We start from the raw sequence: 22,809 nt of genomic DNA, 5'->3' as shown, positions 1-22,809 counted from the left end.
TTTCTACTATTCGTTCTCTTTTGCTGATGCTGTTTCTTCTGCGTAAGGACGATTCCGGTTATTAATGTAATGAACAACAAATGTTCCAAGAAATGCAAGCACGATGATACCAAAGAAAGCAACGTGCGGAACTTCAATATGGAACACGCTAAGGAACATCTTTACGGAGATGATCGCAATTAATACGAATGCTGTATTTTCCATTTCAGGCACTTTCTCAATTAATTTAAGGAACACGCCTGCTACTGTTCTCATAAGAAGGATACCGATCATTCCTCCAAGAAGCAGTACCCACACTTGTTCTGAAATAGCTAAAGCAGCTAGGATACTATCAGCAGAAAACGCGATATCCATTAATTCTACTGAAATAACAGTGGCCCAAAACAATCCAAATGTGCGTACAAGCCACGTATCCTTTTTCATACCTTCTGCGCCTTCTTCCTCACCTTTACTTCTAAAGTGTTGAATCACAATCCAGGCAAGGTATGCGGCACCAAAAAGTTTTATCCACCAAAATTTAATAAGATACATACCGATACCGATAAATAAGAATCGGAAGAAGTAAGCACCGATCAAACCATACGTTAGAGCTTTTCTGCGTTTTTCTGGCGGAAGGTGTTTAACCATAACGGCAAGAACCAGTGCGTTATCGGCTGATAATAACCCTTCCAGAAGAACTAACGTACCAATAAGCCCCCATGCAACAGGGTCTGTTAAAACTTCTCCCCACATTTCCCAATCAAAGAAAGAGGCATATGTGTTTAGAATTTCTTGTAAAATTTCCACTTGATGTTTCCTCCTAATGTCAACTAGCTAAGCCTTAAACCTCAAGGCCATAATTTCTGCAAAGTGAAGCGAGGCCACCTGAAAACCCACTTCCGATTGCGTTAAACTTCCATTCACTTCCGTGGCGATACAGTTCACAAACGACAACGGCCGTTTCAATTGAAAAATCTTCACCAAGGTCAAAGCGCAATAATTCTTCTCCAGTGGATTCATCCGCAAGACGAACAAAGGCATTCGAAACTTGTCCAAAGTTCTGATGACGCGATTCTGCATCATGAATGGTCACCGTAATACCGATCTTATCAACATGAGCTGGGATTTTTGAGAAGTCGACAATCAGCTGCTCATCGTCTCCCTCACCTTCACCCGTGCGGTTATCTCCTGTATGAATAACGGATTTACTTGGGTGTTCCAAATTGTTATAAAATATAAAGTCCAGGTCATCCTGACAGCGATTATTGGCATCTACTAGAAATGCTGATGCATCTAAATCAAAATCAGATCCACCTTGATATTTATTCGTATCCCAACCAAGGCCGATAAGACCTTTAACGAGTCCTGGATTTGTTTTTGTTAAGTCAATTCTCTGTCCTTTAGATAGCTGAATTCCCAATGTGATCCCCCAATTCGCGTTTATATTGGAATGGCAAGAGGGAACGTCCCTCTTGCCAAAAGAAGAATTTATCCGACTTGCAAACCGAAATCAGTTGCAATTCTAGCAAGTCCACCTTGATAACCAGAACCTACTGCTGAGAATTTCCACTCACCGCTATGACGATAAAGTTCCCCTACAATGATTGCTGTTTCAATTGAGAAGTCTTCTCCAAGATCGTAACGAATGAGCTCTTCGTTCGAATCTTCGTTTAGGATGCGAACAAAAGCATTGGATACTTGACCAAAGTTCTGATTACGCGCTTCTGCATCATGAATGGTAATAACGAATGAGATTTTTTCAACTTCAGCAGGTACATCTTGGAGGTTAACTTTAACTTGCTCGTCATCTCCTGAACCTTCACCTGTACGGTTATCTCCTGTATGAACAACAGAACCGCTGCCGCCTTCTGTCTGATTGTAGAAAACAAAATCTTTATCAGATGAGCATTTACCGTTACTATCTAGTAGGAAAACACTTGCATCAAGATCAAAGTCATTTCCGCCATCATATTTATTTGTGTCCCAGCCAAGTCCTACAATTACTTTTGAAAGACCTGGATTCGTTTTTGTTAAATCTACTTTTTGTCCTTTAGATAATGATACAGCCATGCTAGTCATCCCCTTTAGTATGTTAGTAGTTTAATATTTTTTAGCAATGTCGCTTAAGCCAGCATCGTTCGTTCCATTTCCAATAGCAGCAAATTTCCAATCACTGCCGTGACGATAGATTTCTGCAACGAATAGGCTTGTCTTACCAGAATAGTTATCTGTGAGGTTAAATTTAAGCATCTCTTCTTGATTGGATTGATTTACTACGCGGATAAACGCATTTTGAATCATCCCGAAGTCCTGGTTACGTTTTACTGCATCATAAATGTTAACCACAAATACTAATTTGGTAATACGTTGTGGTACTTTGCTAAGATCAACCATGATTTGTTCATCATCACCATCGCCGGCGCCCGTTAAGTTATCACCAGTATGATTGATACTTCCACAAGCACTTTTTAAATTCCCAAAGTATATTAAATCTTTCTTAGAAGTTAACTTATCGTCCTCAAGCATCAGGATCGATGCATCACAGTCGACGTTTGCGCCACCGCTTCCGCCTCCAAAAAGACCACCTAGAAGACCGCCTTTCTTTTGTTCAACTGGATCCCAACCGAGGCCAACCAAAATTTTCGATAAGCCGGCATTTCCTTTCGTTAAGTCAATTCGTTGACCTTTCTGCAAAGAAATTGTCAAATCGTTTCACTCCTGTTAGTAGATTTAAATGAATGCTCATAATGTGCGAGTTAAATTCTATAGTTAGTTGCCTATACTGTAATACGTGCCTAACTTCGGAAAGTTTCATGTTTCAACAAAAAAATTCTTTTTAACTGCAAAAACAGATTCTTTCTATTTAAAACTAACATATTTTCAGCTAAAATGAATCCTTTAACCCCTCGTGAAATCTCATAAATTGAAAAGATTTTGTCGATTCTGTTAACGCTACTGTATGACACTCTTTTCTCTTGCTTCATTCAACCACTCTGGAAATTCATTTAGAAGGTTATTGTACAATACTTCATCACTTGTCCGGTCAATATCTTCTATATGGAAGAAGTTGGCGTTATCGATGAACCTTCCTGTCATGGTATCCAATTTCTCTAGCACATCAAAATTAGAATCTCCTATTCCAATAAACTGCCAAAAAAGAGGTTGGTCTGAAGATTCTACAATGGCTTTCTTAATGCCACGTTTACAACCCCCATCATTAATAAAAACAATAAACACAGGTTCCTGAGAAGGATCTTCTTTGATGTATTTACTAATCACATCTTCCATTACTAGCGGTTCATCGTTTCTACCAAACTTATGAACGAGATCGTTCGAAAGAATTTGACGATCTACGTATCCTTCGAAATCAAATTCTGTTACCGGCTTTAAACGGCTAAACTCGTTATCGTATACCCATACATCTAGCGCGCCATCATCATCAAATTGACTCGCAACAGCGAGAACCCGCTCGACTACTTTTTGTACAGTACCTTCTTTATATAGCTTTCGCATTGATCCGCTGATATCTAGCACAAGGCCAACTCTTGCGACAACCTGGTCAAGATTTTTCTTCTTTAAAACAATCCCAGCATTCTTTTTCATTAAGGTAATACTCATGAGAATACCTCCTTTATTTTTAAGAAAGAACAACTTCTTTTTCGATATGGCTAGCACGTATACCCATTTCCGGCTTTAAATTAAGAGGGAGATCACCGCCATTTTGAAGTAATTTAATCGCTTCATACGGGATGTTTACACCAGATAAACAACTAATGTTCAGACCCCCGGCCATCCTTGGGTTAATTTCAAGAAGCTTGGGTATGCCACCACTGAACTTAACTTGAATATTCGAGATATAATCGATGTTATATTCCTTGTGAATCGCCCGAGCAATTTCGAGTAACTCTTCATTGTTCTCAAGTTCTCTTACTCTTCCCTCGACTTTCTTTCGAGGGATGGCCAGATGTAGTTCGCCATTAAACGCTAGGCAGTCAATGCTATACTCATATCCATCTAAATACTCAAGAACCATTAAATCCTGAAACGATTCTTGCTGACTCAATATTGAGCACGCATGTTCAAATGAAATCCTTCTCGACACCCCTCCAGTAAGAAGCTCTTCAATCGTTTCGTGCTCCTCTTTTATTACGCGAAAACCGTTCGCACCTTCACCGATAACAGGCTTAAAACAAACGGTATGACCTTTCTCCCGAAGGTAATGATACGCTTTTTTGAAATCTTCCACTTTATTCACAACCACATAATCCGGAAGAGGCACAATTGATTTTCCTAGCTCTTTTTCTTTTATAAGAATGGATTGGTACATGGCCGCTTTGTTGTCCATAAGAGCCATTAGTTCTGCATCACATACGAGAACTTTTACACCAATGTTGTGGAATTTCGAAAGGTTCTTTGAGATGAGGACGTTTTCTTTACGCGGGATAAACAAATCGATCTTCTTTTCGATACAGGTTTGTAGGCAATAGTCAACGTAATCCTGACCACTTTGGTCAGGTTCTACGAAGGCATGATCGCAATACTTTAAATATAAAGCATCTTCATTTGGATGTGAGCCATACACTTCGAACATCTTGCCATCATTATTCTGTCGAATTAGTTCTATGTAATGTGCAACCGTTGTAAACCATCGATTAAACCAAATTTTTGTCATGTTCTGCCCCTTTTTTGTGTGAAAACTATTTAGATCCTGCCGTCCATTTCATCTTCCATTTATAGGCCCGATCCATTTGTTGATGTCCACTGAAGTACTCTACAAGTCTTCTTACTTTAAATGTTTTATCGTTGATATTTTCGATCATGGCAATCGCACACATATTTTGTCCGTTGCGATGCTCATCTAACTTCACAGTAATATCTTCCCCGTTATCGTATGTTAACGTGACAACCCCATCCGCTTCGGACCAGTTGGTAGCTCCTTCATAGATAAACGAATAGATTAGCACTCTCTTAATTTCTGAAATACGACCACCATTAATTCGTAAGTTCTCTCCACCAGTGACTGCACCCGTTCGATCATCTGCATCTAATTGCATGTAAGGGATTTGATCAAAGGATCCAAAGGAATCCCCCAATGCTTGCACGCACCCCTTTTTTCCATTCTTTAGTTCAAAAAGGCAGCCGAGATCGAGGTCTGTATGTTGATGTTGTTTTTTATTTTTAAACAAATTAGAAAGAAATCCGGATGACTCATTGCTTCCTACACTCCAATTAAGATTGACCCTAATCTCTCCTAAAGGCATGCTTGTTTTTGAAAGATTAATGGAATCTCCCTTTTTCTTCAATTCAATCATTCTGCCACCCCAAAACTATAAAATGATATTCCAATTTTAAACATTCGACAGACTTCAAAATACTCCTTTATTCGTCAAAAAAATAATTGGTGACTGGATAGAAGAGGAATGAAAAAGAGTTAGACCAGATAATAAACTGGTCTAACTCTTTTTATTCGACAAATCTTGAACTTTATCGGGTGGTGACAGGCACTATCTCTACGTTATCTAACACGATCGTTGACGGCGTAGCCTCACCATCCATTTTCCCAACTTCAAATACAATTTTGCCATTTACGCTTGTTGGTTGATCCATCTGGAAAGTAAAGATATGCGTTTCCGTTTCTTCACCAATAGAAACTTTTTTTGTTTCCATAAATGGAATAAACCAAGGATCTGAGGTTAGTGGTTCACCGATGACAAGGTTGATCTCTCTTGCTACCGAAGCTTTGGCGTCAAAAGATACCGTATATGTTGTTCCTTCTTCTAGGAAAAGGTTTTCTTGGAATACTTGAGGACTATATGACTGATCACCCGTTTTTGAAACAACGAGCTTCATCTGCCCGTCCTCATGAGCGATCTCGCCTTCAGCTATACCGCTCCACTGATCTCCCCACCATGATCCCCAATTCGTTAATCCATTAGAGAAATCACCATTCTTTACAACTGTATCAGAAGCTGATTGCTCCGGGGAAAGGAAGAACCAATCCAAGTTCAAATTAGCAGCATTAACCTGCAGTGTTTGTAGACCTTCCTTTAAATAAATGGTGTCAGTAACCGTCTTCCACGTTCCCCATCCACCTGTTTGGGCGACGTCCATCGAGGTCGATTGATCGGCCTCTTCAACTAGAATTTCGCCCATTTCTCGTGTGCCATCGTACACGTTCCCTGCTTTACTAAGCAGTGTGATATTAGCTCCATCTCGACCTGAAGCGACTTGATAACGCACAGTATAATTGCCCTCTTCTTTCACATCTACGGCATACTGCATCCAATCGCCTTCATCAATCCAGCCAACACTTTTGCCATCTTCTCCAACTTGAACACCTGACATTGCTTGAAAATCTTCCGCTTCTACTTTCGTAACACCATTAATTTTAACAGGTGCCGCTACGCGTTTCATTTCGACATTATCAATCGTTACACTCGTACGGCTATTGCCACCTAACAAAAATTCAAACACTGTCTTAGGATCAGCTTCTTTCATATCCAGGAACACTTGATAAGAGCGCATCTCTTCTGTAACGGAAATCTGTTTATCACTAACGTAATCATGTGAATGTTCTTCATTTGTTAGTCGTACTCCAATTGATCTTGCTTCATCCGCTTTTGCATCGAAGGTCAGAACGTAAACACCTTCTTCTACATTCAGTTTATCCTGAGTGAGACGTACATCCTGAAGTTCATTCGATTTTTTAACATCAATTGTGATTTCACGAGATGGAATCGCTTCACCTACAGAAGCACTTGCCTTCGCTTTTCTTTCCTTCTCAAGATCCCAGAAAACCATTCGGTCAGTTCCTTGATCAAATGTTCCGTTGTAAATATAGTTACCAGTAGGAAGAACTTGTTTCGGCGCATTCGGATCCTTTGGCAGTTTAACAAGACTGACATGATCAATCCAAACTGGTAAATCTGAACTCTGCCCCATGTTGAACTCGATACGAGAATGCGGATCTGTCCCATTTTCCATATCAAATTCGTACGAATACGTTTGATAATTTGAAGACAGATCTACGCTTTTGTCGGATAGATATCTTGCAAATCCCTGTTCAGGACCAGAAACATTCACAACCATTCCACGATCACCGTTTGAGCGTGCATCAAATGAAAGCTTATAGCGTTCACCATTCTCTAATGGTACATTTGGCTGCACAAATTGAACCGCATATGGCTGGTCGCCTGGATCAGATATGGTCACATTTGCTTCTCCATCGACTACAGACACTTCCCCTGCGCCACCAAATAAATCGGATGGTTCAAAGGGTTGAAAATCCCAGTACTCGAGATTTGTATCAAATTGACCGTTATAAACATAGTTCCCATTTATCGGTTCGCGTAAATCTTGAACACTTTCTTCTGTTATCGGTCGCTCGCCTGCTTCACGGTATTCACCATCAAGCTCATATACTTTCACATAATCAACGAGCATCTGGTTTGGAAAAATCGTTGAATCATCCGGATAACCAGGCCAGTTTCCTCCAACAGCTAAGTTAAGCTGCATGAAAAAGTCACGATCAAAAGGAGCCGGATACGTATAAGGCGCCGCTTCATTTTCGTTTTTAGTAAACCAATCATTTTGCTTCGCGTAAAGAATACCATCTACATACCAGCGAAATTCGCCTGGCTCCCAGTCTAATGTAAACGTATGATACTCATCTGAAAAATCACCGACAGGAAGATCATAGGATTCACCTGTATTTTTCCACGGCTTACCGTAATGGAGAGTTCCATATACAGTATCAGGATCATGACCGAGAAGCTCCATGATATCGATTTCGCCAGTTGCTGGCCATCCTGAGTAAAGCTCATAATCTGTCGGCATCATCCAAATAGCTGGCCATATTCCCTGTCCTTTTGGAAGTTTAGCTTTAATCTCATAACGTCCATATGTCCAATCGCCTTTATTCTGAGTCGTTAACTTTGCAGACGTATAATCGTTTCCTCCAAATTGCTCCTTATGAGCCTCAATGACTAAAGAACCATCTTCTACACGAGCGTTCTTTTCTCGATTGGTGTAATGTTGCCATTCATTGTTTCCATAGCCATCGCCGCCCTGGACAAAATTCCACTTGTCTTCATCGATTGACTCACCGTTAAATTCGTCTTCCCAAACGAGGTTCCATTCTTCTTTTTGTATGTCGGTTCTTTTCAAAGTAATTTCTTTAAAATTGACGATGTTATTCTCGTCATCAAGTACATAAACCATAACGAACTTATTGATCTTTTCATCAACACCAGACAAATCTGTTCCAGAGATATATGGATTTGTCACAGTTCGATCAGCAGGTGAAGGTTCGCCTACCTTAGCCTGAATGGGCTCATTTGAAATTTTTACCGCAAGATGAAAGCGATCTTGAACAGAAGCTCTCACTTTCGTCGTCCCATGAACTTTCCCTTTCATTACGGAAGGATGAACAGGTTTCACTACAACCTGTTCATTTTTATTGTTTTCTTTTCCTTTCTCGAAACTAGAGGCGGCAGTTGAGACAGCAGGACTTAGAACAAGAACACCGGCCAGCAGAACGGGAAGCATACTTCGCATAGATCATTGTCCTCCTCAAAATTAAAGCGATTATAAAAGCACTGTGGAAATAGAATGAGCTGGCAGCTCGACGGCTACTAGTTGTTCCTCTAACTTAACGTTCACATTTCTTTGGTTATCACTTTCATTCATCACTACAACAACAATTTCTCCATCAGGATTGCGAAACGCTGTCGTTTGCACGCATTTCGTAGGTTCACTACAAGAAATACGAACAGCACCAGGCTTAACGTATTTACTAAAATGACCAATGTAATAGAAAGAGCTATTGTAATGAACATCACCTGTTTTCGTATCGACAATGACGGGTGCATCGCAATAGTTCCCCACATGATTTGGCCCACCCTCTTCGTTCAGCACGATATTCCAATCGATCCACGCCTCTAAGTAATTATTGAAATCACCAATCATATTCCGCGCATATCTCTCACCTGTATGCCAGGCACCTAGTTGTACCCCGCCTTCAATACAACCTTCTGTAAAAATGAGGTGCTTATCCGGAAACGCATTGTGAACTTTTGATAAATTCTCAAATTCCTCTGAGACATACCAGTGAAGTCCAGTTCCCCATACGTACTGAGCCGCTTCTGGATCAGATAACACCGCGCTTGCACGTTCAAACACCACGTCGCGATTGTGATCCCATATAATCACTTTAAGGTCGTCTCTTCCGTTCTTCCATATGGTGGGTCCAAGATGGTTCTTAATGAAATCTCGTTCTTCTTCTGCCGTATAAAGACAAGAATCCCAGACTTGCTTTGCTTCTGGTTCGTTCTGAATCGTTAACCCCCAAATCGGGATTCCTTCCGCTTCCATCGCCTCAACATACTTCATGTAATAGTTCGCCCATGTAGAATAAAATTCCGGAAGTAGCTTACCTCCATGATTCATATCCTGGTTACTTTTCATCCAATGTGGAGGACTCCATGGCGAAGAAAGGATGGACAAATTATCTCCTGCTACCTTAGACGCATCTTTTATTAGTGGAATGACAAGCTTCTTTTCTCTCTCAATAGAAAAAGTTGATAAAGATGTATCATTCTCTTCCACATATGCATAGTTGTCCAGTGAAAAATCACAACTATTTATATGAGTACGGCCAAAGCGATAGCCAAGTCCTTCTTCTGGATGAAAATAGCGATGGAGTATTTCACTCCTTTTCTCCTCGCTAATAAGAGAAAGTGTATGAGCAGATGCCTCTGTAAAGGCACCACCAAATCCTCGTATTGTTTGATATGTTTCATTTGGATTAAGCTTAATCTGTGTAGCATTTTCATTTGAGAAAGAGGAGAGTTCTAGTGTCTCTTTAACTTTAAGAAGGTCTCCGTTATCTCTAGCCGATTGAATATGAGTCACTGTTTTTGTTTTCACAGAGTGCCCCTTCCTTTTAAGCATTAAGCGGCAGAACGGATCCTCTATTCTTTACAATGTCCGCATACCACAATGCACTATCTTTCCAGATTCGTTCCTGCGTTTCATAATTTACATAGATGATTCCAAAACGCTTATCATACCCAAAGCTCCACTCGAAATTATCAAGCAACGACCACAAATAGTATCCCTGAATGTTCATGCCTTCTTCATTCAAATCTGAAACAGCTTGAAGGTGCTTTTCAACATAATCGATTCGCTTTTGATCGTGGACACGACCGTCTTCCACCTTGTCATCGTAAGCCGCACCATTTTCAGTAATATAGATTGGGAGATCCGTATATTCATCTCTAAGTCTTCTGATTAAATCTTTGAACTCATTCGGCGCGATATCCCAGCCCATTCCGGTTTTTTCGTAATCAGAATGTGCCCCCTGGGTCATAAAATCATTGGCTGCATTAAATTCAACTAAACCACGGCTATAGAAGTTAATGCCAAAGAAATCGCATGGTATGGAGATTTTCTGCAAATCACCTTCTTGAATAAAATCAAAGTTATGAACATACTTAGAAAACAGGTTCATCATGTCTACCGGATAGCTGCCTTTAAAAACAGGATCTAAAAACCAGCGATTCGAGTAACCATCTGAATTATTTGCCGCAAGCCGATCATTAACTGAATCTGTTTTCGGATAAACGGGAGATAGATTTAACGTAATCCCAATGGATGTCGTCGAAGCGAATTCATTTTTCAATAGATGGACCGCTTCTCCATGTGATAAAAGCATGTGGTGAACAGCGCGAACAGCTTCATCTAAATTCGTATGGCCAGGAGCATGAACGCCCATATGATACCCAAGGAAACCAGCACACCATGGTTCGTTGTGCGTAATCCATGAATCTACTAATCCATCAAGCTCTCGGAAACAAACAGTTGCATAATCCAAGAACCAATCGACTGAATCTCGGTTGACCCAACCGCCTTCTTCATGTGCCCACATTGGGAGATCCCAGTGATAGAGGGTAACAGCTGGCTTAATTCCTTCTTCTCGGAGTCGCATGGCTAAGTTTTTGTAGAATGCCATTCCCTCCGGATTGTACTGCCCTTTCGCCGGGAATACTCGTGGCCATGCAATGGAGAAGCGATAACTATCTACTCCAAGTTCTTTTATAATTTGGATGTCTTCTTCATAGCGATGGTAGTGATCACAAGCTATGTCACCATTGTGCTGTTGATGCACTTTACCTGGGATCTCACAGAACATATCCCAAATGGAAGGGGTTCTTCCTCCCTCACTATGTGCCCCTTCAATTTGATAAGAAGATGTTGCCGTTCCAAACGTAAAGTCTTTATTGAATTTCATAGATTTCCACTCCTCTACTCTTTAACAGCTCCTGCTGAAATACTACTAACGATGTATTTAGATAAAAATAGAAATGCGATCATGATTGGAACAACTGAAATCGCAATCCCGAGATACATTGAACCTAAATTCTGAGCGACCTGTGAACCTTTTAGGAATCCCATCAAAACTGGTAGGGTGTACTTTTCCGGTGAAAACAGAATCACTAACGGCATAATGTAGTTGTTCCATGAGCCGATGAAAGTAAAGATCGACATTGTCGCCACTGCTGGCATCATAATTGGAATCGCCACCGTGTGAAAGATTCGTAACTCACTTGCTCCGTCAATTCGAGCCGCTTCAATTAAACTTGGATGAAGCGTCGTTTGAATGTACTGACGTAAGAAGAAAACAACGAATGGACTCGCTATCGCTGGGACAATCAGTGGGATAAACGTATCCAGAATGCCAAGGTTTTTACAAAGCTCGTAGAAGCCAATTAGACCTAGCTGACCTGGTACCATCATCATGACTAGCATAAAAACGAATAAGAAATTTTTCCCTTTGAAGCTATAAAAAGCAAAACCATATGCTGTTAGAGCTGAAAAGTAGCCAGTTAAAAGCGTAACAAGCACCGAAATGATTAAACTGTTTTTAAAACCATTCCAGATGTTCACGTATTCCATCATTGTGTGATAATTCTCCATCAGTGCCGTACCAGGAATTAACGTAAACCCAGTCAGAATCGCATCATTTGAACGTGTGGCATTGACGAGCATCATAAGAAATGGAATGAAGCAAATAACCGCAGTTAAAATGAGTAGCGCATAGATGATCCCTTTCACAATAGAGCGACGCTTCTTCACGTTTTTTTCTTGAGGAAGCAGCGTTCTTTTCGCCAGTTGTTCAGGCGTGACATTGTTTTCGATTTCTGTTCGGTCGATCATGATTTACACCCGCCTCGCTTGTTTACGCTCGTTGCCATACATGGATTTAAAGACAATTGCTGAGAAGATCACTGTAATAATAAACAGACCGTATGCAACGGCAGCAGCGTAACCATAATTGTTGTACTTAAATGCCTGGTTGTATAAGTAGAGAACCATCGTATTTAACGATCCATCTGGAGATCCAATACCATCTGTTAAGAGCATCGGTAAATCAAAGAGCTGGAGACCACCAATTAACGAGGTAATCATAATGTAAAGAAGAATCGGTTTTAATAACGGAAGCGTGATTTTGGTGAAGGTTTGCCAACGATTTGCTCCGTCAATTAAAGCAGCTTCATAGAAATCAGTTGAAATTCCTGATACACCCGCCATAACAACAATGAAGGAATGGCCAAACCACATCCACGTAAGAATAAGAGATACTGACAATTGAGCCGTTGTTGGCTGATTCAACCAGTTAATCGGCTCTGAGATAAGCCCGATATTCATTAAAACCATATTTAACGATCCGTGCTGCCAATCTAATAGAATTCCAAATAATAGAGCTACCGAACTGACCGTAATTAAATTTGGAAGGTAGAAGATCGAGCGGAAGAATGAAAGTCCTTTCATTTTCACTCGCGCATCTGAAAAGATCATGGCTAGAATAAGAGCAATAACAATTTGAAGGGCAAAGTTCACACCCCAGATTTTCCATGTATTAAAGAATGCCTCTACAAAATAGGAGTCAGCAATTAATCGTTGGTAGTTCGCAAAGCCTACTACTTCTGCCGTTCCACTACCGCTGTAATTTGTAAAACTATAGTAGAAGGTTAATGCTACGGGATAGATGTTAAATATTAGAAAAATGATCCAAAACGGTGCTATAAAGGCATAGCCATAGCGGTTCAGATTCTTCATCTCGTCGCTCCTTTCAAAATAAGATAAGCGGTATAAGAATCCTTACACCGCCTACACTTCTTACTTCTTTGGTACCTTTAATTCAGGGTAAGCATTTTGGGCTTTCTTATAAAATTCAGCAATCGCTTCGTCTTTTGATTTCTTACCATCTACATACTCCTGAACCGCATTACCATAGAATGTATCAAGCTGCTGATCGTATTTTGTTACGATGCCTGGTTCAATGCTCTTTGCTTGCTCAAGGAAGAACTGATAGTTGTTCTGTCCACCAAGGAATTCATCGCTAAAGTCATCCTTAATTTCTTTAGTTACTGGTAGATAGGACAGCACGTCTCCTGTGTCTTTCGCCCAATCTGTTAAGAACTCATTATCCTGCGTCATCATTTTCACAAAGTCATAGGCAAGCTCTTTGTTTTCTGATTTGTTGTAAACACCCAACCATGTACCGCCCCAGAAATAAGGACTTGGCCCGCTCGTTACGGCCCAGTCTCCAACAGAGTCTTCGACATTTGTTTTCAAGACACTATGTAGACCCCATGTAGGAAGAACATAAGAGAATACTTCTGTTTTAGTTTCCTTGCCATTTTCCTTTACCTTAATTGGCTTATCCATTGCTTCAAACCATGATGGAGACCATTCAGGGGCAAGCGCTGTATAGCTCTCTTCACGAAGTTTTTTCGCATAATCTAGAAATTCGATTTTTTGATCGGTTAGCTTTAATTCATCCTTATCATTTACCCACGCTTGAGGGTTATCACCTTGAGAAAACCAGCGAATCGCTCCTTCATCCGGGAACATACGGTACCCTTTTTCTTTCATTTTCTCTGACACTTCAAACACTTTGTCCATCGACGTTAGCATTTCACCGATTTCAGCAGGATCATCTGTTCCAAGCACTTCTTTCGCAATGCTGCGCTTGTAGTAAATCCCACCAGGTGTCGTTTGCCATGAGAGCGCTCTCACATCACCGTTTTCATCTTTACCTAAATCGAATACATAGGGTACATAATTATCTGCGATCTCATTTACGTTATAAGGTTCCTCAGAAAGATTTTCCCAATAACCAGCGTTTACCCACTGCTTCAAAAACGCGATTTCTCCTGTAAATACATCGGGCGCCCCGACACCGCTTTCAAGAACAGGCTTAAGCTTAGTAGGATAATCAGCAATTGGGACAATTGTTAGTTCGATTTTTACGCCATTTTTTTCTTCGAATTTTGTAATAGGTTCTTTTAATTCATCCGTAAAGGACCAAACCTTTAAATCCACATCCTTATCCCCTTTTGCTTCTCCTGAAGACTCCGAGTTTGAGCAACCAGCTAAAACACCAAACAACAAGACGAGTGACATCATAAGACCAATAACCTTTTTCATGAATGAGCCCCTTCCTTTTCCCTAAATAGTTTGTTATTTGAAGCGAAACCGGTTTCGAACAAGGTTAAAAAAACATAATCGAAACCGGTTTCGATTTAACCAAAAATATAAACCCCCTTCATCGAAAGCGGTTTCGTATACGACTAAAAAAAATTATTTTTTCTTTAGTCGTTTACAAGACTCCCTTTCAATTAACTCGACTGGGATAATTTCTTCTGTGATGATTTTTTTCTTTTGAATGATTTGTTTCATAAGAAGCTGTGTTGCACGAATGCCAATAGCATCCGTATCCTGTTTAATTGTTGTCAATTTTGGCGTTACATAGCTCGCCATCTCAATATCATCATATCCGATGATTGAGAGATCATCTGGTATTTTGTATCCTCTTTTCTTAGCAGCTTCCATTGCCCCTATAGCCATGTGGTCCCCTGCTATAAAGATAGCTGTAGGAGGGTCTTTTAAATCAAGAAGTTTCTCCATGGCTTGCGAGCCTTCCTCTATGGAAAACATGCCACCATTTACAAGATAGCCATCTAAAATCGGAAGGTTCAACCTCTTCATCGCGTCTAAATAGCCTTGAATTCTTACTTGGCCTGCATAGATAGTCGGTTCACCTGAAATATGGGCGATTTTCGTATGGCCGAGCGAATGCAAGTAGTTAATCGCAAGTTCACCACCAGAAAGGTTGTCAGAAAAGACAACACTACAATTCTGATTGCTCATATCAATAACAACAATTGGAATGCTAGCATCAATCATTTCTTGCACCTGTGGATCATTCGGATCTGAACAGATAACCACAATACCGTCTACACCTCGATACATGAAGTGCTCAAGGTAACTCGAACCTCTGTTACGAAGATTCCTAGAAGCAAGAATGAGATCATAGCCTTCCTTCTCAGCATGTTTACGAAAGCTTTCAATAACAGCACTGAAAAATGGATGCTTCATTCCAATCTCATTGTCTTCTGAAAACATAACACCTATGGTCCACGATTTCTTTGTTGAAAGAGATTGCGCATGAGCATTTGGTAAATAGCCCATTTCAGCGGCTGTATCAAGAATCGCTTGTCGTGTTTTTTTGCTTACATCAGGATAATTATTAAGTGCTTTAGAAACGGTGGTACTTGAAAATCCAGTTTTTTTCGCTAAATCATAGATTGTAATCATCTTTGTCTCCTCTGGATCGAAAGCGCTTTCGTTGATGTTATTATAGCCCAGCATTTTTGGATAAGCAATAGCTTTTTATAATAAACAGAGAAAGTTTTTCATGACTAGAAAAGACAAGTAAACAAGCTACTTGTCTCCTTCTTAGGTTAATTTAATTTTCCAATAAACTCATCTACTACTCGATTAAACTTGTCAGCTTCTTCGATAAACGGACAATGGCAGCTATCTTCAAACAATTCCAGCTTCGAATTCGGAATTGCTCGGTTTAGGTGCTCCCCTGCTGCTACCGGAATGAGCTTTTCTTCTTTTCCAAAACATAATAAGGTCGGTTTCGTAATTTGAGTTAAATAAGGACGACAGTCAATAATTGATTGGTCAAAAAGAATGGCACTTGCAATAGATGCTGGTACTTTTGTTGTCTCAGCTAACATCCACTCGAGCTCAGATTCAGATACATCCTCTTTGAACATCAGTGGAATGAATCCTTGAAGCAATCCTTTCTGATCCGATTGAATGTCCCTCATCATTCCTGTAAGTGCTGGAAGATCAAAGGCACCAATTTCAAAGTCTGGCCATTTGAAGTCAGATGCAAGTTCATCCACAATTACCGTTCCCTTTACGTTGTCCTCACCAAATTGCTGTAAGTATTCCCAAATCACAAAGGCACCCATTGACCATCCGACCAGCGTTACATCTTTTAAGTGAAGTTTATCGATAAATTTTTTTAGATCACGAGCATAGTTTGCCACTGTGTGACCTGTTTGAACGTGAGAAGATTGGCCATGACCTCTTAAATCAAGGGATATCGCACGATACTTCTGCCTAAAGTAAGGCAGCTGCCTTTTGAAAAACCGGCTGCTCATCCAAACACCGTGAATAAAGATAATCGGATTCCCCATTCCCACATCGTCATAAAAAAGTTCAACATCATCTTCAAGATTCATGAATGCCATGGTTTTCCCTCCTAATAGTAAGGAATCATTGCTGTTTTTCCTAATTTCATTGTTAACTCAAGTTTAGCATGATCATCATTCGATACGTATGCAAAAAATCCTTCTTTTATCCATATATTGCTCGACAGTATTCGAGTCAGTTCGGGTGGTGACAGGCACTACCTATGCTAGAATATGAGGGAGGACACCATTCAAATGTGAAGGAGGAGTTACAATGGGCATTTTAAGTGGCTTTATGGGAAATGCTTCAACGATGAAGAAAGAAGATGTGCAGAAAGAGCTATCTACGATTCTTTCGGAAACAGAAGAGGTGAATGCCGCATTTAAGCTTGTAAGGGATTTAATCGTCTTTACAGACAAACGCCTTTTGTTTGTTGACAAGCAAGGCATGACAGGTAAGAAAGTGGAATACCATTCTGTTCTATACAAGAGCATTTCGCATTTTAGCATTGAAACAGCAGGACACTTCGATCTTGATGCAGAGCTTAAGATCTGGATCTCCAGTTCACAGGCTCCTACCTTCTCGAAGCAGTTTAAGAAGGATGATAGCATCTACACGATCCAAAAGATACTCACAGAGCTCTGTGGCTAAACCTTTTTCACCTGCAAATACAAATTGAGAAGCTAGTAACCTAATAGGTTACTAGCTTCTCTGTCCTTATCGTTTCCTTCATGTAAGGGTAACTTTTTCTATATCAAATAGACAACACGTCTACAATTTTAGTTATTGCCCAATCAAGATCTTCCCTCTTAATCACAAGTGGTGGCGCAAATCGGATCACCGTATCATGCGTTTCCTTACATAAAAGACCCGCTTCTTTTAACTTTTCGCAATAAGGTCTTGCTGGCGCTGTTAGCTCTACTCCGATAAATAATCCTTTACCGCGTACTTCTTTAATAAGAGGGTTACTAATTTCCTTTAATTTTTCTTGAAAATAATTTCCAAGTTCGAGTGATCGCTGAGCTAACTCTTCGTCTTCTAGTACTTCAAGCGCAGCAATGGAAACGGCACATCCTAGTGGATTCCCACCAAATGTGGATCCGTGTGAGCCAGGATTAAAGACACCTAGAATTTCTTCATTAGCCGCAATACAGGAGATTGGGAAGACGCCTCCGCCTAGCGCTTTTCCAAGAATGTAAATATCCGGCTCAACATTTTCCCAATCGCACGCAAATGTTTTACCCGAGCGCCCAAGACCCGCTTGAATTTCATCTGCCACGTAAAGCACATTATTTTCTTTACAAACATCATATGCTTTCTTTAAAAAACCTTCTGGAGGTATGACGATTCCTGCTTCTCCTTGAATCGGTTCAAATAAGAAAGCAGCCGTATTTGGTGTAATGGCGTTTCGTAGCGCATCAATGTCACCATAAGGAATTAATTTAATTCCCGGTAACATCGGACCAAATCCCCTCTGGTATTCAGCCTCAGAAGAAAGGGATACGGCGGTCATTGTACGCCCATGGAAATTCCCAACGCATGCAATAATTTCAGCCTGATTTTCAGAAACACCTTTCACATCATAAGCCCAGCGTCGCACTGTTTTAATGGCGGTTTCTACTGCTTCTGCCCCAGTATTCATTGGAAGAACTTTTGCTTTATTAGTTAGCTTTGCAACCTTCTCATAAAACGGAGCTAATTGGTCGTTATGAAACGCTCTAGAAGTTAGCGTAATGCGGTCTGCTTGATTTTTTAACGCTTGAATAATCTTCGGGTGACAATGTCCTTGATTCACCGCTGAATAAGCACTCAGCATATCCATATATCGGTTACCTTCAGGGTCTTTCACCCACACCCCTACTGCATCCGTAATAACAATTGGAAGCGGGTTATAGTTATTCGCTCCGAATTGGGTAGTTTTCCCGATTACATTCTCACTCGTTGTTTGTGTTTTCATGTTCTTCCTCCTTTAAAAGTTCGCCTCACATAAGGGAGCAAAGATCCCTTCGCTCTACCTCTCCTTAAGTAATAAGCAAGTTTCATGCCAACTTTCACTACTCGTTAAAGCACAGGAATAACCTAGATTGCGCGATTTCAAAACGCAAAATATTTTTGCATCCGTTTGAGTTTTTTTGCATGCAAACGCAAAACAACATTGCACTCAGCCGCCTTTCATACATACAATAGCGATAGTAGCAAAGGAGGTATGTAACTTGGATAATGATACGGAAAACGATTGGAAGTCCCTTAAAACCATGAACCAGGTATATAGAAAAATCATCGATAAAATCGACGTAGGGGTTCATGTAATTGATGAAAAAGGCAAAACGATTATTTATAATCCTAAAATGATGCATATTGAAGCCATGGATCGCCAGGATGTTCTTGATAAATATTTATTAGATGTCTTTATGTTCTCAGCGAATGAAAGCAGTACGCTCGTACTGGCCCTCCAAAAAGGCATCGAAACGTCAAATGTAAAGCAAACGTATTTTAATAATAAAGGGAAAGAAATCACAACTATTAACAACTCATTCCCAATCATAGAAAATGGTACGATTAAAGGCGCTGTCGAGATTTCCAACGACGTGACAAAGCTTGAACGGTTAATTCGTGACAACATGAATCGCAAAGGAAACACGCGATTTACATTTAATAGCATTATTGGTAAAAGTGCAGCTATTCAAGAAGTGATTGAAAATACAAAACGGAGCACACGGACATCGTCGTCTGTTTTAATCGTTGGGGAGACCGGGACCGGAAAAGAAGTATTTGCTCAAAGCATCCACAATGGAAGCCACCGTTCTTCCGCTCCCTTTATTTCGCAAAACTGTGCTGCCCTCCCGGATAATTTAATTGAAAGTCTTTTATTTGGTACAAAACGAGGTGCCTTTACAGGAGCTATGGAACGTCCGGGTTTATTTGAACAAGCAGAAGGCGGGACGTTATTACTTGATGAAATCAATTCACTCAGTATGAATTTACAAGCGAAATTATTGAGAGTGCTACAGGAAAAAACCATTCGCCGTATTGGGGACACAGAGGATAAGACCATTGACGTTAGAATCATCGCAACAATGAACGAAGATCCTATTGAAGCCATTGCGAATGCGCGAATGCGCAAAGATTTGTATTATCGACTTGGAGTTGTGACGTTGTTTATTCCTCCACTTAGAGAAAGGAAAAAGGATATCTCTTTGTTAGTGGAATCGTTTATTTCAAAATACAACGATCTCTTTCAAATGGACGTGAAAGGCGTAGACGCTCAAGTCTTTGAATCATTTCAGGCTTACGACTGGCCAGGGAATGTACGGGAATTAGAACATATTATTGAAGGGGCAATGAACCTAATGATGAGCGAAGACATCATCGATTATACTCATTTGCCATTTCAGTATCGAAATAAATCACCATTCCAAAAAGATAGACATTCAATAGAGTCTAATCAGCTAACCATTCAGCACTCAAATCAAATCATCCCTTTGAAAGAACAAATGGAGAAAGCTGAAAAAATTTATATTCAACAAGTGCTTAATGAAAACAAAAACAATATCTCCAAATCAGCACAAATGTTAGGTCTGAGTAGACAAAGCTTGCAGTACAGGTTAAGGAAATTTGAGATTCAAACGTAAAAGTAAGAGGGTAAAATGATATCGTACCTTATGTGGGATTCCTTGTTCCATCCGTTTTATCTCTACTTAAAAACCCGTATAATAAGAAGTAACCGCTTTACCATTCGACAAAATTTGATTTAAACCGGGTGGTGACAGGCACCGGATCGGTCAGAAAGGAGCTTTCCTCTCATGTTTGAACTCTTGCTTACGATGCTAGAGCGACTTGGCATTATCGTTACGATTGCATTTGTGCTAACCCGCTTTCGCTTCTTCCGCGATATGATCTACACCGATCAACTGGCTCGTAAGCAGCAGTATGTTGCGATCGGCTTCTTTGGTTTCTTTGGCATTATCGGAACATATACAGGATTAACATTTAGTACCGATTCCCTTCAATTCAATTCCTGGCCGCTTGAAGTTTCTTCAGACGAAGCCATCGCGAATTCAAGAGTAATCGGCGTGGTACTTGCTGGACTTCTTGGCGGAAAAAGAGTCGGCTTTGGGGCTGGACTTATCGCTGGGATTCATCGCTATATGCTTGGAGGATTCACTGCATTTGCTTGTGGACTTGCTTCTATCATTGCCGGGCTTATTGCTGGCTCTTTACATAAACGAAATCGTCATGTGAAACTTCGATCGGCCTTTATGATCGGCGCAGGTGCTGAAGCCGTTCAAATGCTCATTATCTTGATTCTTTCTAAACCGTTCCAAAATGCCCTGGCTCTTGTAGAAGTGATCGGAATCCCAATGATCCTCGCAAACGGAATTGGCTGCGCTCTCTTCCTTCTTATTATAAAGAATGTTGTAAACGAGGAAGAAAAAGCGGGTGCACTTCAGGCCCAGAAAACCCTTCGTATTGCGGATCAAACACTTGGTTATCTCAGACAGGGACTTTCCGAAGCTTCAGCTCATGAAGTTTGTCAAATTCTTCATCGAGAAATTGAAGGTAGCGCAGTAGCCATAACGGATCGTACACACATTTTAAGTCACGTTGGTCTTGCGAACGACCATCACCAATCAGGACACGAAATTCAAACAACCATTACGAAAGACGTGATTCATAAAGGTGAAATTGTGATAGCAAATGATCAAACCATTCACTGTGCTGAGAAGAATTGTCCGCTCGGAGCAGCCATTATTGCACCTCTTAAACAGCGGGGTAAAACGATTGGCACGCTTAAATTCTATTTTCAATCCGAGAAAGAGATTACCCATATTATTACCGAGCTCGTTCTCGGTCTCAGCAACCTTCTTAGCAACCAGTTAGAAATAGCTGAAGCAGATAAAGCCTATCAGCTGGCAAAAGAAGCCGAAATTAAGGCCTTACAAGCACAAATTAGTCCACACTTTCTTTTTAACTCACTGAATACGATCATTTCGTTAATTCGAATTGAACCTGACAAAGCGCGTAAATTACTCGTTTCCCTTTCACACTTTTTAAGACAGAATTTGTCTGGAACAACGGCGAACATGACCTCACTTAACCAGGAGCTAAAACATGTAAAAGCCTACCTTGAAGTGGAAGAAGCTCGTTTTGTAGATAGACTAACTGTTAACTATACAATTGATGAGCGTGCATTATCCTTTCAATTGCCTCCTCTCACGTTACAACCGATTGTGGAGAATGCGATTAAACACGGTATCAAAAATAAAGAGTATGATTGTCTCGTTGAAATTACAATTTCTCAACACGGAAACGGGGTTACTGTTTGTGTAACTGATAACGGGGAGGGAATTCCCACTGATCGTTTACCAGAGCTTGGTAACACACACGTCTCGTCTGAAACTGGGACAGGACTTGGCCTCTATAACGTTAATCGTCGCCTCACCATGCTATTTGGAAACGAAGCAAGTCTTTCTATTCATAGCGATCCTTATAACGGTACAACCATTTGCTTTTTGATTCCACTAATGGAGGACAAATAGATGAACGAAATGAAATGTTTAATCGTAGATGATGAACGCTACAGCCGCCAGGAACTCGTTCATTTACTCTCATCTTGTAAATTGATCAATGTTATAGGTGAAGCTGATTCAGGCGAAACAGCTGTGATTAAAGCAATTCAACTCCAACCAGATGTTGTTTTTCTTGATGTGGAGATGCCCAAAATGAATGGAATGGAAGCAGCAAAAGCGTTATTAGAACTAAAAAAACCACCGCACATCGTTTTTGCGACGGCTTACCCTGAATTTGCTGCAGAAGCTTTTCGGTATGAAGCAGTTGACTATCTGTTGAAACCTTATGACGAAGAACAGCTTCATCAAACGGTGCAGCGTCTAGAGAAGTTGATGCATGTCTCCACTAAAGAAGAACTTCCCCCAAAGAAAGGTAAGCTCTCAGTTGAACGAGACGGTGAGATTCATTACCTCGATCCCAACGATATCCTCTTTATTTTTCGCGATGAAAAATTCTCGCGGATCGTTGTAAAAAATGGTGAGTACGAAGTGAAGATGGCGCTAAAAGAACTTGAAAGCCGACTATCCTCCTTCTCCTTTTTTAGAATTCATAAAGGGTACCTTGTTAATCTTCAATACGTGACGCGCCTGACTCCCTGGTTTAATGGGGCTTATCAGCTTGAATTAGAAGGGTATGAAGAGAAGCTTTCTGTCAGCCGTAATTATGTAAAAGCGCTACGTACAGAACTTGAATTGTGATTTC

Annotated in this window: 19 protein-coding genes and 1 pseudogene; 4 read left to right on the top strand and 16 right to left on the bottom strand. The window is 40.5% G+C overall.

What is annotated here, in order from left to right:
- Window positions 1-6 precede the first annotated feature (6 nt).
- The 15 genes and pseudogenes from PQ511_RS15565 to PQ511_RS15495 all read right to left on the bottom strand — a co-directional run bounded on the left by PQ511_RS15565 (window position 7) and on the right by PQ511_RS15495 (window position 16,595).
- Entirely contained in the window at window positions 7-732 is a 726-nt protein-coding gene (locus PQ511_RS15565; protein WP_420541722.1) for a TerC family protein, read from the bottom strand.
- Window positions 733-820: 88 nt separating this feature from the next.
- A complete protein-coding gene (locus PQ511_RS15560; protein ID WP_273852819.1) occupies window positions 821-1,399 on the bottom strand; it encodes a TerD family protein in 579 nt (192 codons plus the stop codon).
- Between the two features lie 68 nt (window positions 1,400-1,467).
- Window positions 1,468-2,049, bottom strand: a complete 582-nt coding sequence (locus tag PQ511_RS15555; RefSeq protein ID WP_273852818.1) for a TerD family protein — start codon at window positions 2,047-2,049, stop codon at window positions 1,468-1,470.
- Between the two features lie 30 nt (window positions 2,050-2,079).
- Entirely contained in the window at window positions 2,080-2,685 is a 606-nt protein-coding gene (locus PQ511_RS15550; RefSeq protein WP_273852817.1) for a TerD family protein, read from the bottom strand.
- Window positions 2,686-2,931: 246 nt separating this feature from the next.
- Window positions 2,932-3,597 carry a vWA domain-containing protein gene (locus tag PQ511_RS15545; protein ID WP_273852816.1) on the bottom strand — a complete coding sequence of 222 codons (666 nt, stop codon included), beginning with the start codon at window positions 3,595-3,597 and terminating at the stop codon, window positions 2,932-2,934.
- A 19-nt stretch (window positions 3,598-3,616) separates the two neighbouring features.
- Window positions 3,617-4,651 (bottom strand): ATP-grasp domain-containing protein, encoded by a 1,035-nt coding sequence (locus tag PQ511_RS15540; RefSeq protein ID WP_273852815.1) that lies wholly within the window; start codon window positions 4,649-4,651, stop codon window positions 3,617-3,619.
- Between the two features lie 25 nt (window positions 4,652-4,676).
- A pseudogene (locus PQ511_RS15535) lies at window positions 4,677-5,294 on the bottom strand (TerD family protein); the annotation flags it as partial.
- 169 nt (window positions 5,295-5,463) lie between these two features.
- Window positions 5,464-8,535 carry a carbohydrate binding domain-containing protein gene (locus PQ511_RS15530; RefSeq protein WP_273852812.1) on the bottom strand — a complete coding sequence of 1,024 codons (3,072 nt, stop codon included), beginning with the start codon at window positions 8,533-8,535 and terminating at the stop codon, window positions 5,464-5,466.
- Between the two features lie 30 nt (window positions 8,536-8,565).
- On the bottom strand, window positions 8,566-9,906 hold the full coding sequence (locus PQ511_RS15525) for a glycoside hydrolase family 30 protein (RefSeq protein ID WP_273852811.1): 1,341 nt from the start codon (window positions 9,904-9,906) through the stop codon (window positions 8,566-8,568).
- 16 nt (window positions 9,907-9,922) lie between these two features.
- The gene (locus PQ511_RS15520; RefSeq protein ID WP_273852810.1) at window positions 9,923-11,269 is read right to left on the bottom strand and encodes a GH1 family beta-glucosidase; all 1,347 of its coding nucleotides are present in this window, start codon (window positions 11,267-11,269) and stop codon (window positions 9,923-9,925) included.
- Window positions 11,270-11,283: 14 nt separating this feature from the next.
- Complete coding sequence (locus PQ511_RS15515) at window positions 11,284-12,195, bottom strand: carbohydrate ABC transporter permease (RefSeq protein ID WP_273852809.1); 912 nt, start codon at window positions 12,193-12,195, stop codon at window positions 11,284-11,286.
- Window positions 12,196-12,198: 3 nt separating this feature from the next.
- Complete coding sequence (locus PQ511_RS15510) at window positions 12,199-13,098, bottom strand: carbohydrate ABC transporter permease (RefSeq protein ID WP_273852808.1); 900 nt, start codon at window positions 13,096-13,098, stop codon at window positions 12,199-12,201.
- Between the two features lie 60 nt (window positions 13,099-13,158).
- On the bottom strand, window positions 13,159-14,472 hold the full coding sequence (locus PQ511_RS15505) for an ABC transporter substrate-binding protein (RefSeq protein WP_273852807.1): 1,314 nt from the start codon (window positions 14,470-14,472) through the stop codon (window positions 13,159-13,161).
- Window positions 14,473-14,625: 153 nt separating this feature from the next.
- A complete protein-coding gene (locus PQ511_RS15500) occupies window positions 14,626-15,642 on the bottom strand; it encodes a LacI family DNA-binding transcriptional regulator (protein ID WP_273852806.1) in 1,017 nt (338 codons plus the stop codon).
- Window positions 15,643-15,788: 146 nt separating this feature from the next.
- On the bottom strand, window positions 15,789-16,595 hold the full coding sequence (locus PQ511_RS15495) for an alpha/beta fold hydrolase (RefSeq protein ID WP_273852805.1): 807 nt from the start codon (window positions 16,593-16,595) through the stop codon (window positions 15,789-15,791).
- 214 nt (window positions 16,596-16,809) lie between these two features.
- Here PQ511_RS15495 and PQ511_RS15490 point away from each other — a divergent pair, with 214 nt between their 5' ends.
- Window positions 16,810-17,187, top strand: coding sequence for a PH domain-containing protein (locus tag PQ511_RS15490; protein WP_194222382.1), 378 nt, complete (start codon window positions 16,810-16,812; stop codon window positions 17,185-17,187).
- Between the two features lie 103 nt (window positions 17,188-17,290).
- Here PQ511_RS15490 and PQ511_RS15485 read toward each other — a convergent pair whose 3' ends face one another.
- Window positions 17,291-18,493 carry an ornithine--oxo-acid transaminase gene (locus tag PQ511_RS15485; protein ID WP_273852804.1) on the bottom strand — a complete coding sequence of 401 codons (1,203 nt, stop codon included), beginning with the start codon at window positions 18,491-18,493 and terminating at the stop codon, window positions 17,291-17,293.
- 298 nt (window positions 18,494-18,791) lie between these two features.
- Between PQ511_RS15485 and PQ511_RS15480 the strand changes: the two genes are divergently transcribed.
- The 3 genes from PQ511_RS15480 to PQ511_RS15470 all read left to right on the top strand — a co-directional run bounded on the left by PQ511_RS15480 (window position 18,792) and on the right by PQ511_RS15470 (window position 22,805).
- Window positions 18,792-20,168: a sigma-54 interaction domain-containing protein gene (locus PQ511_RS15480; protein WP_273852935.1), complete on the top strand. Its 1,377-nt coding sequence runs from the start codon at window positions 18,792-18,794 to the stop codon at window positions 20,166-20,168.
- A gap of 171 nt (window positions 20,169-20,339) precedes the next feature.
- Window positions 20,340-22,076, top strand: a complete 1,737-nt coding sequence (locus tag PQ511_RS15475; RefSeq protein ID WP_273852803.1) for a sensor histidine kinase — start codon at window positions 20,340-20,342, stop codon at window positions 22,074-22,076.
- Window positions 22,077-22,805, top strand: a complete 729-nt coding sequence (locus PQ511_RS15470) for a LytR/AlgR family response regulator transcription factor (RefSeq protein WP_273852802.1) — start codon at window positions 22,077-22,079, stop codon at window positions 22,803-22,805.
- Window positions 22,806-22,809 lie beyond the last annotated feature (4 nt).

This window comes from Guptibacillus spartinae, from assembly GCF_028610625.1.
Taxonomy (GTDB): Bacteria; Bacillota; Bacilli; order Bacillales; family Guptibacillaceae; genus Guptibacillus; species Guptibacillus spartinae.
Note: the sequence above shows the minus strand (reverse complement) of the source record. Positions and strands in the feature narration are given on the sequence as shown.

Coding starts and splice junctions, on each gene's coding strand:
- PQ511_RS15565 (WP_420541722.1), bottom strand. CDS start 732: ATGTGGGGAGAAGTTTTAACAGACCCTGTTGCATGGGGGCTTATTGGT.
- PQ511_RS15555 (WP_273852818.1), bottom strand. CDS start 2,049: ATGGCTGTATCATTATCTAAAGGACAAAAAGTAGATTTAACAAAAACG.
- PQ511_RS15545 (WP_273852816.1), bottom strand. CDS start 3,597: ATGAGTATTACCTTAATGAAAAAGAATGCTGGGATTGTTTTAAAGAAG.
- PQ511_RS15540 (WP_273852815.1), bottom strand. CDS start 4,651: ATGACAAAAATTTGGTTTAATCGATGGTTTACAACGGTTGCACATTAC.
- PQ511_RS15530 (WP_273852812.1), bottom strand. CDS start 8,535: ATGCGAAGTATGCTTCCCGTTCTGCTGGCCGGTGTTCTTGTTCTAAGT.
- PQ511_RS15520 (WP_273852810.1), bottom strand. CDS start 11,269: ATGAAATTCAATAAAGACTTTACGTTTGGAACGGCAACATCTTCTTAT.
- PQ511_RS15515 (WP_273852809.1), bottom strand. CDS start 12,195: ATGATCGACCGAACAGAAATCGAAAACAATGTCACGCCTGAACAACTG.
- PQ511_RS15510 (WP_273852808.1), bottom strand. CDS start 13,098: ATGAAGAATCTGAACCGCTATGGCTATGCCTTTATAGCACCGTTTTGG.
- PQ511_RS15505 (WP_273852807.1), bottom strand. CDS start 14,472: ATGAAAAAGGTTATTGGTCTTATGATGTCACTCGTCTTGTTGTTTGGT.
- PQ511_RS15500 (WP_273852806.1), bottom strand. CDS start 15,642: ATGATTACAATCTATGATTTAGCGAAAAAAACTGGATTTTCAAGTACC.
- PQ511_RS15495 (WP_273852805.1), bottom strand. CDS start 16,595: ATGGCATTCATGAATCTTGAAGATGATGTTGAACTTTTTTATGACGAT.
- PQ511_RS15490 (WP_194222382.1), top strand. CDS start 16,810: ATGGGCATTTTAAGTGGCTTTATGGGAAATGCTTCAACGATGAAGAAA.
- PQ511_RS15485 (WP_273852804.1), bottom strand. CDS start 18,493: ATGAAAACACAAACAACGAGTGAGAATGTAATCGGGAAAACTACCCAA.
- PQ511_RS15480 (WP_273852935.1), top strand. CDS start 18,792: ATGAACCAGGTATATAGAAAAATCATCGATAAAATCGACGTAGGGGTT.
- PQ511_RS15475 (WP_273852803.1), top strand. CDS start 20,340: ATGTTTGAACTCTTGCTTACGATGCTAGAGCGACTTGGCATTATCGTT.
- PQ511_RS15470 (WP_273852802.1), top strand. CDS start 22,077: ATGAACGAAATGAAATGTTTAATCGTAGATGATGAACGCTACAGCCGC.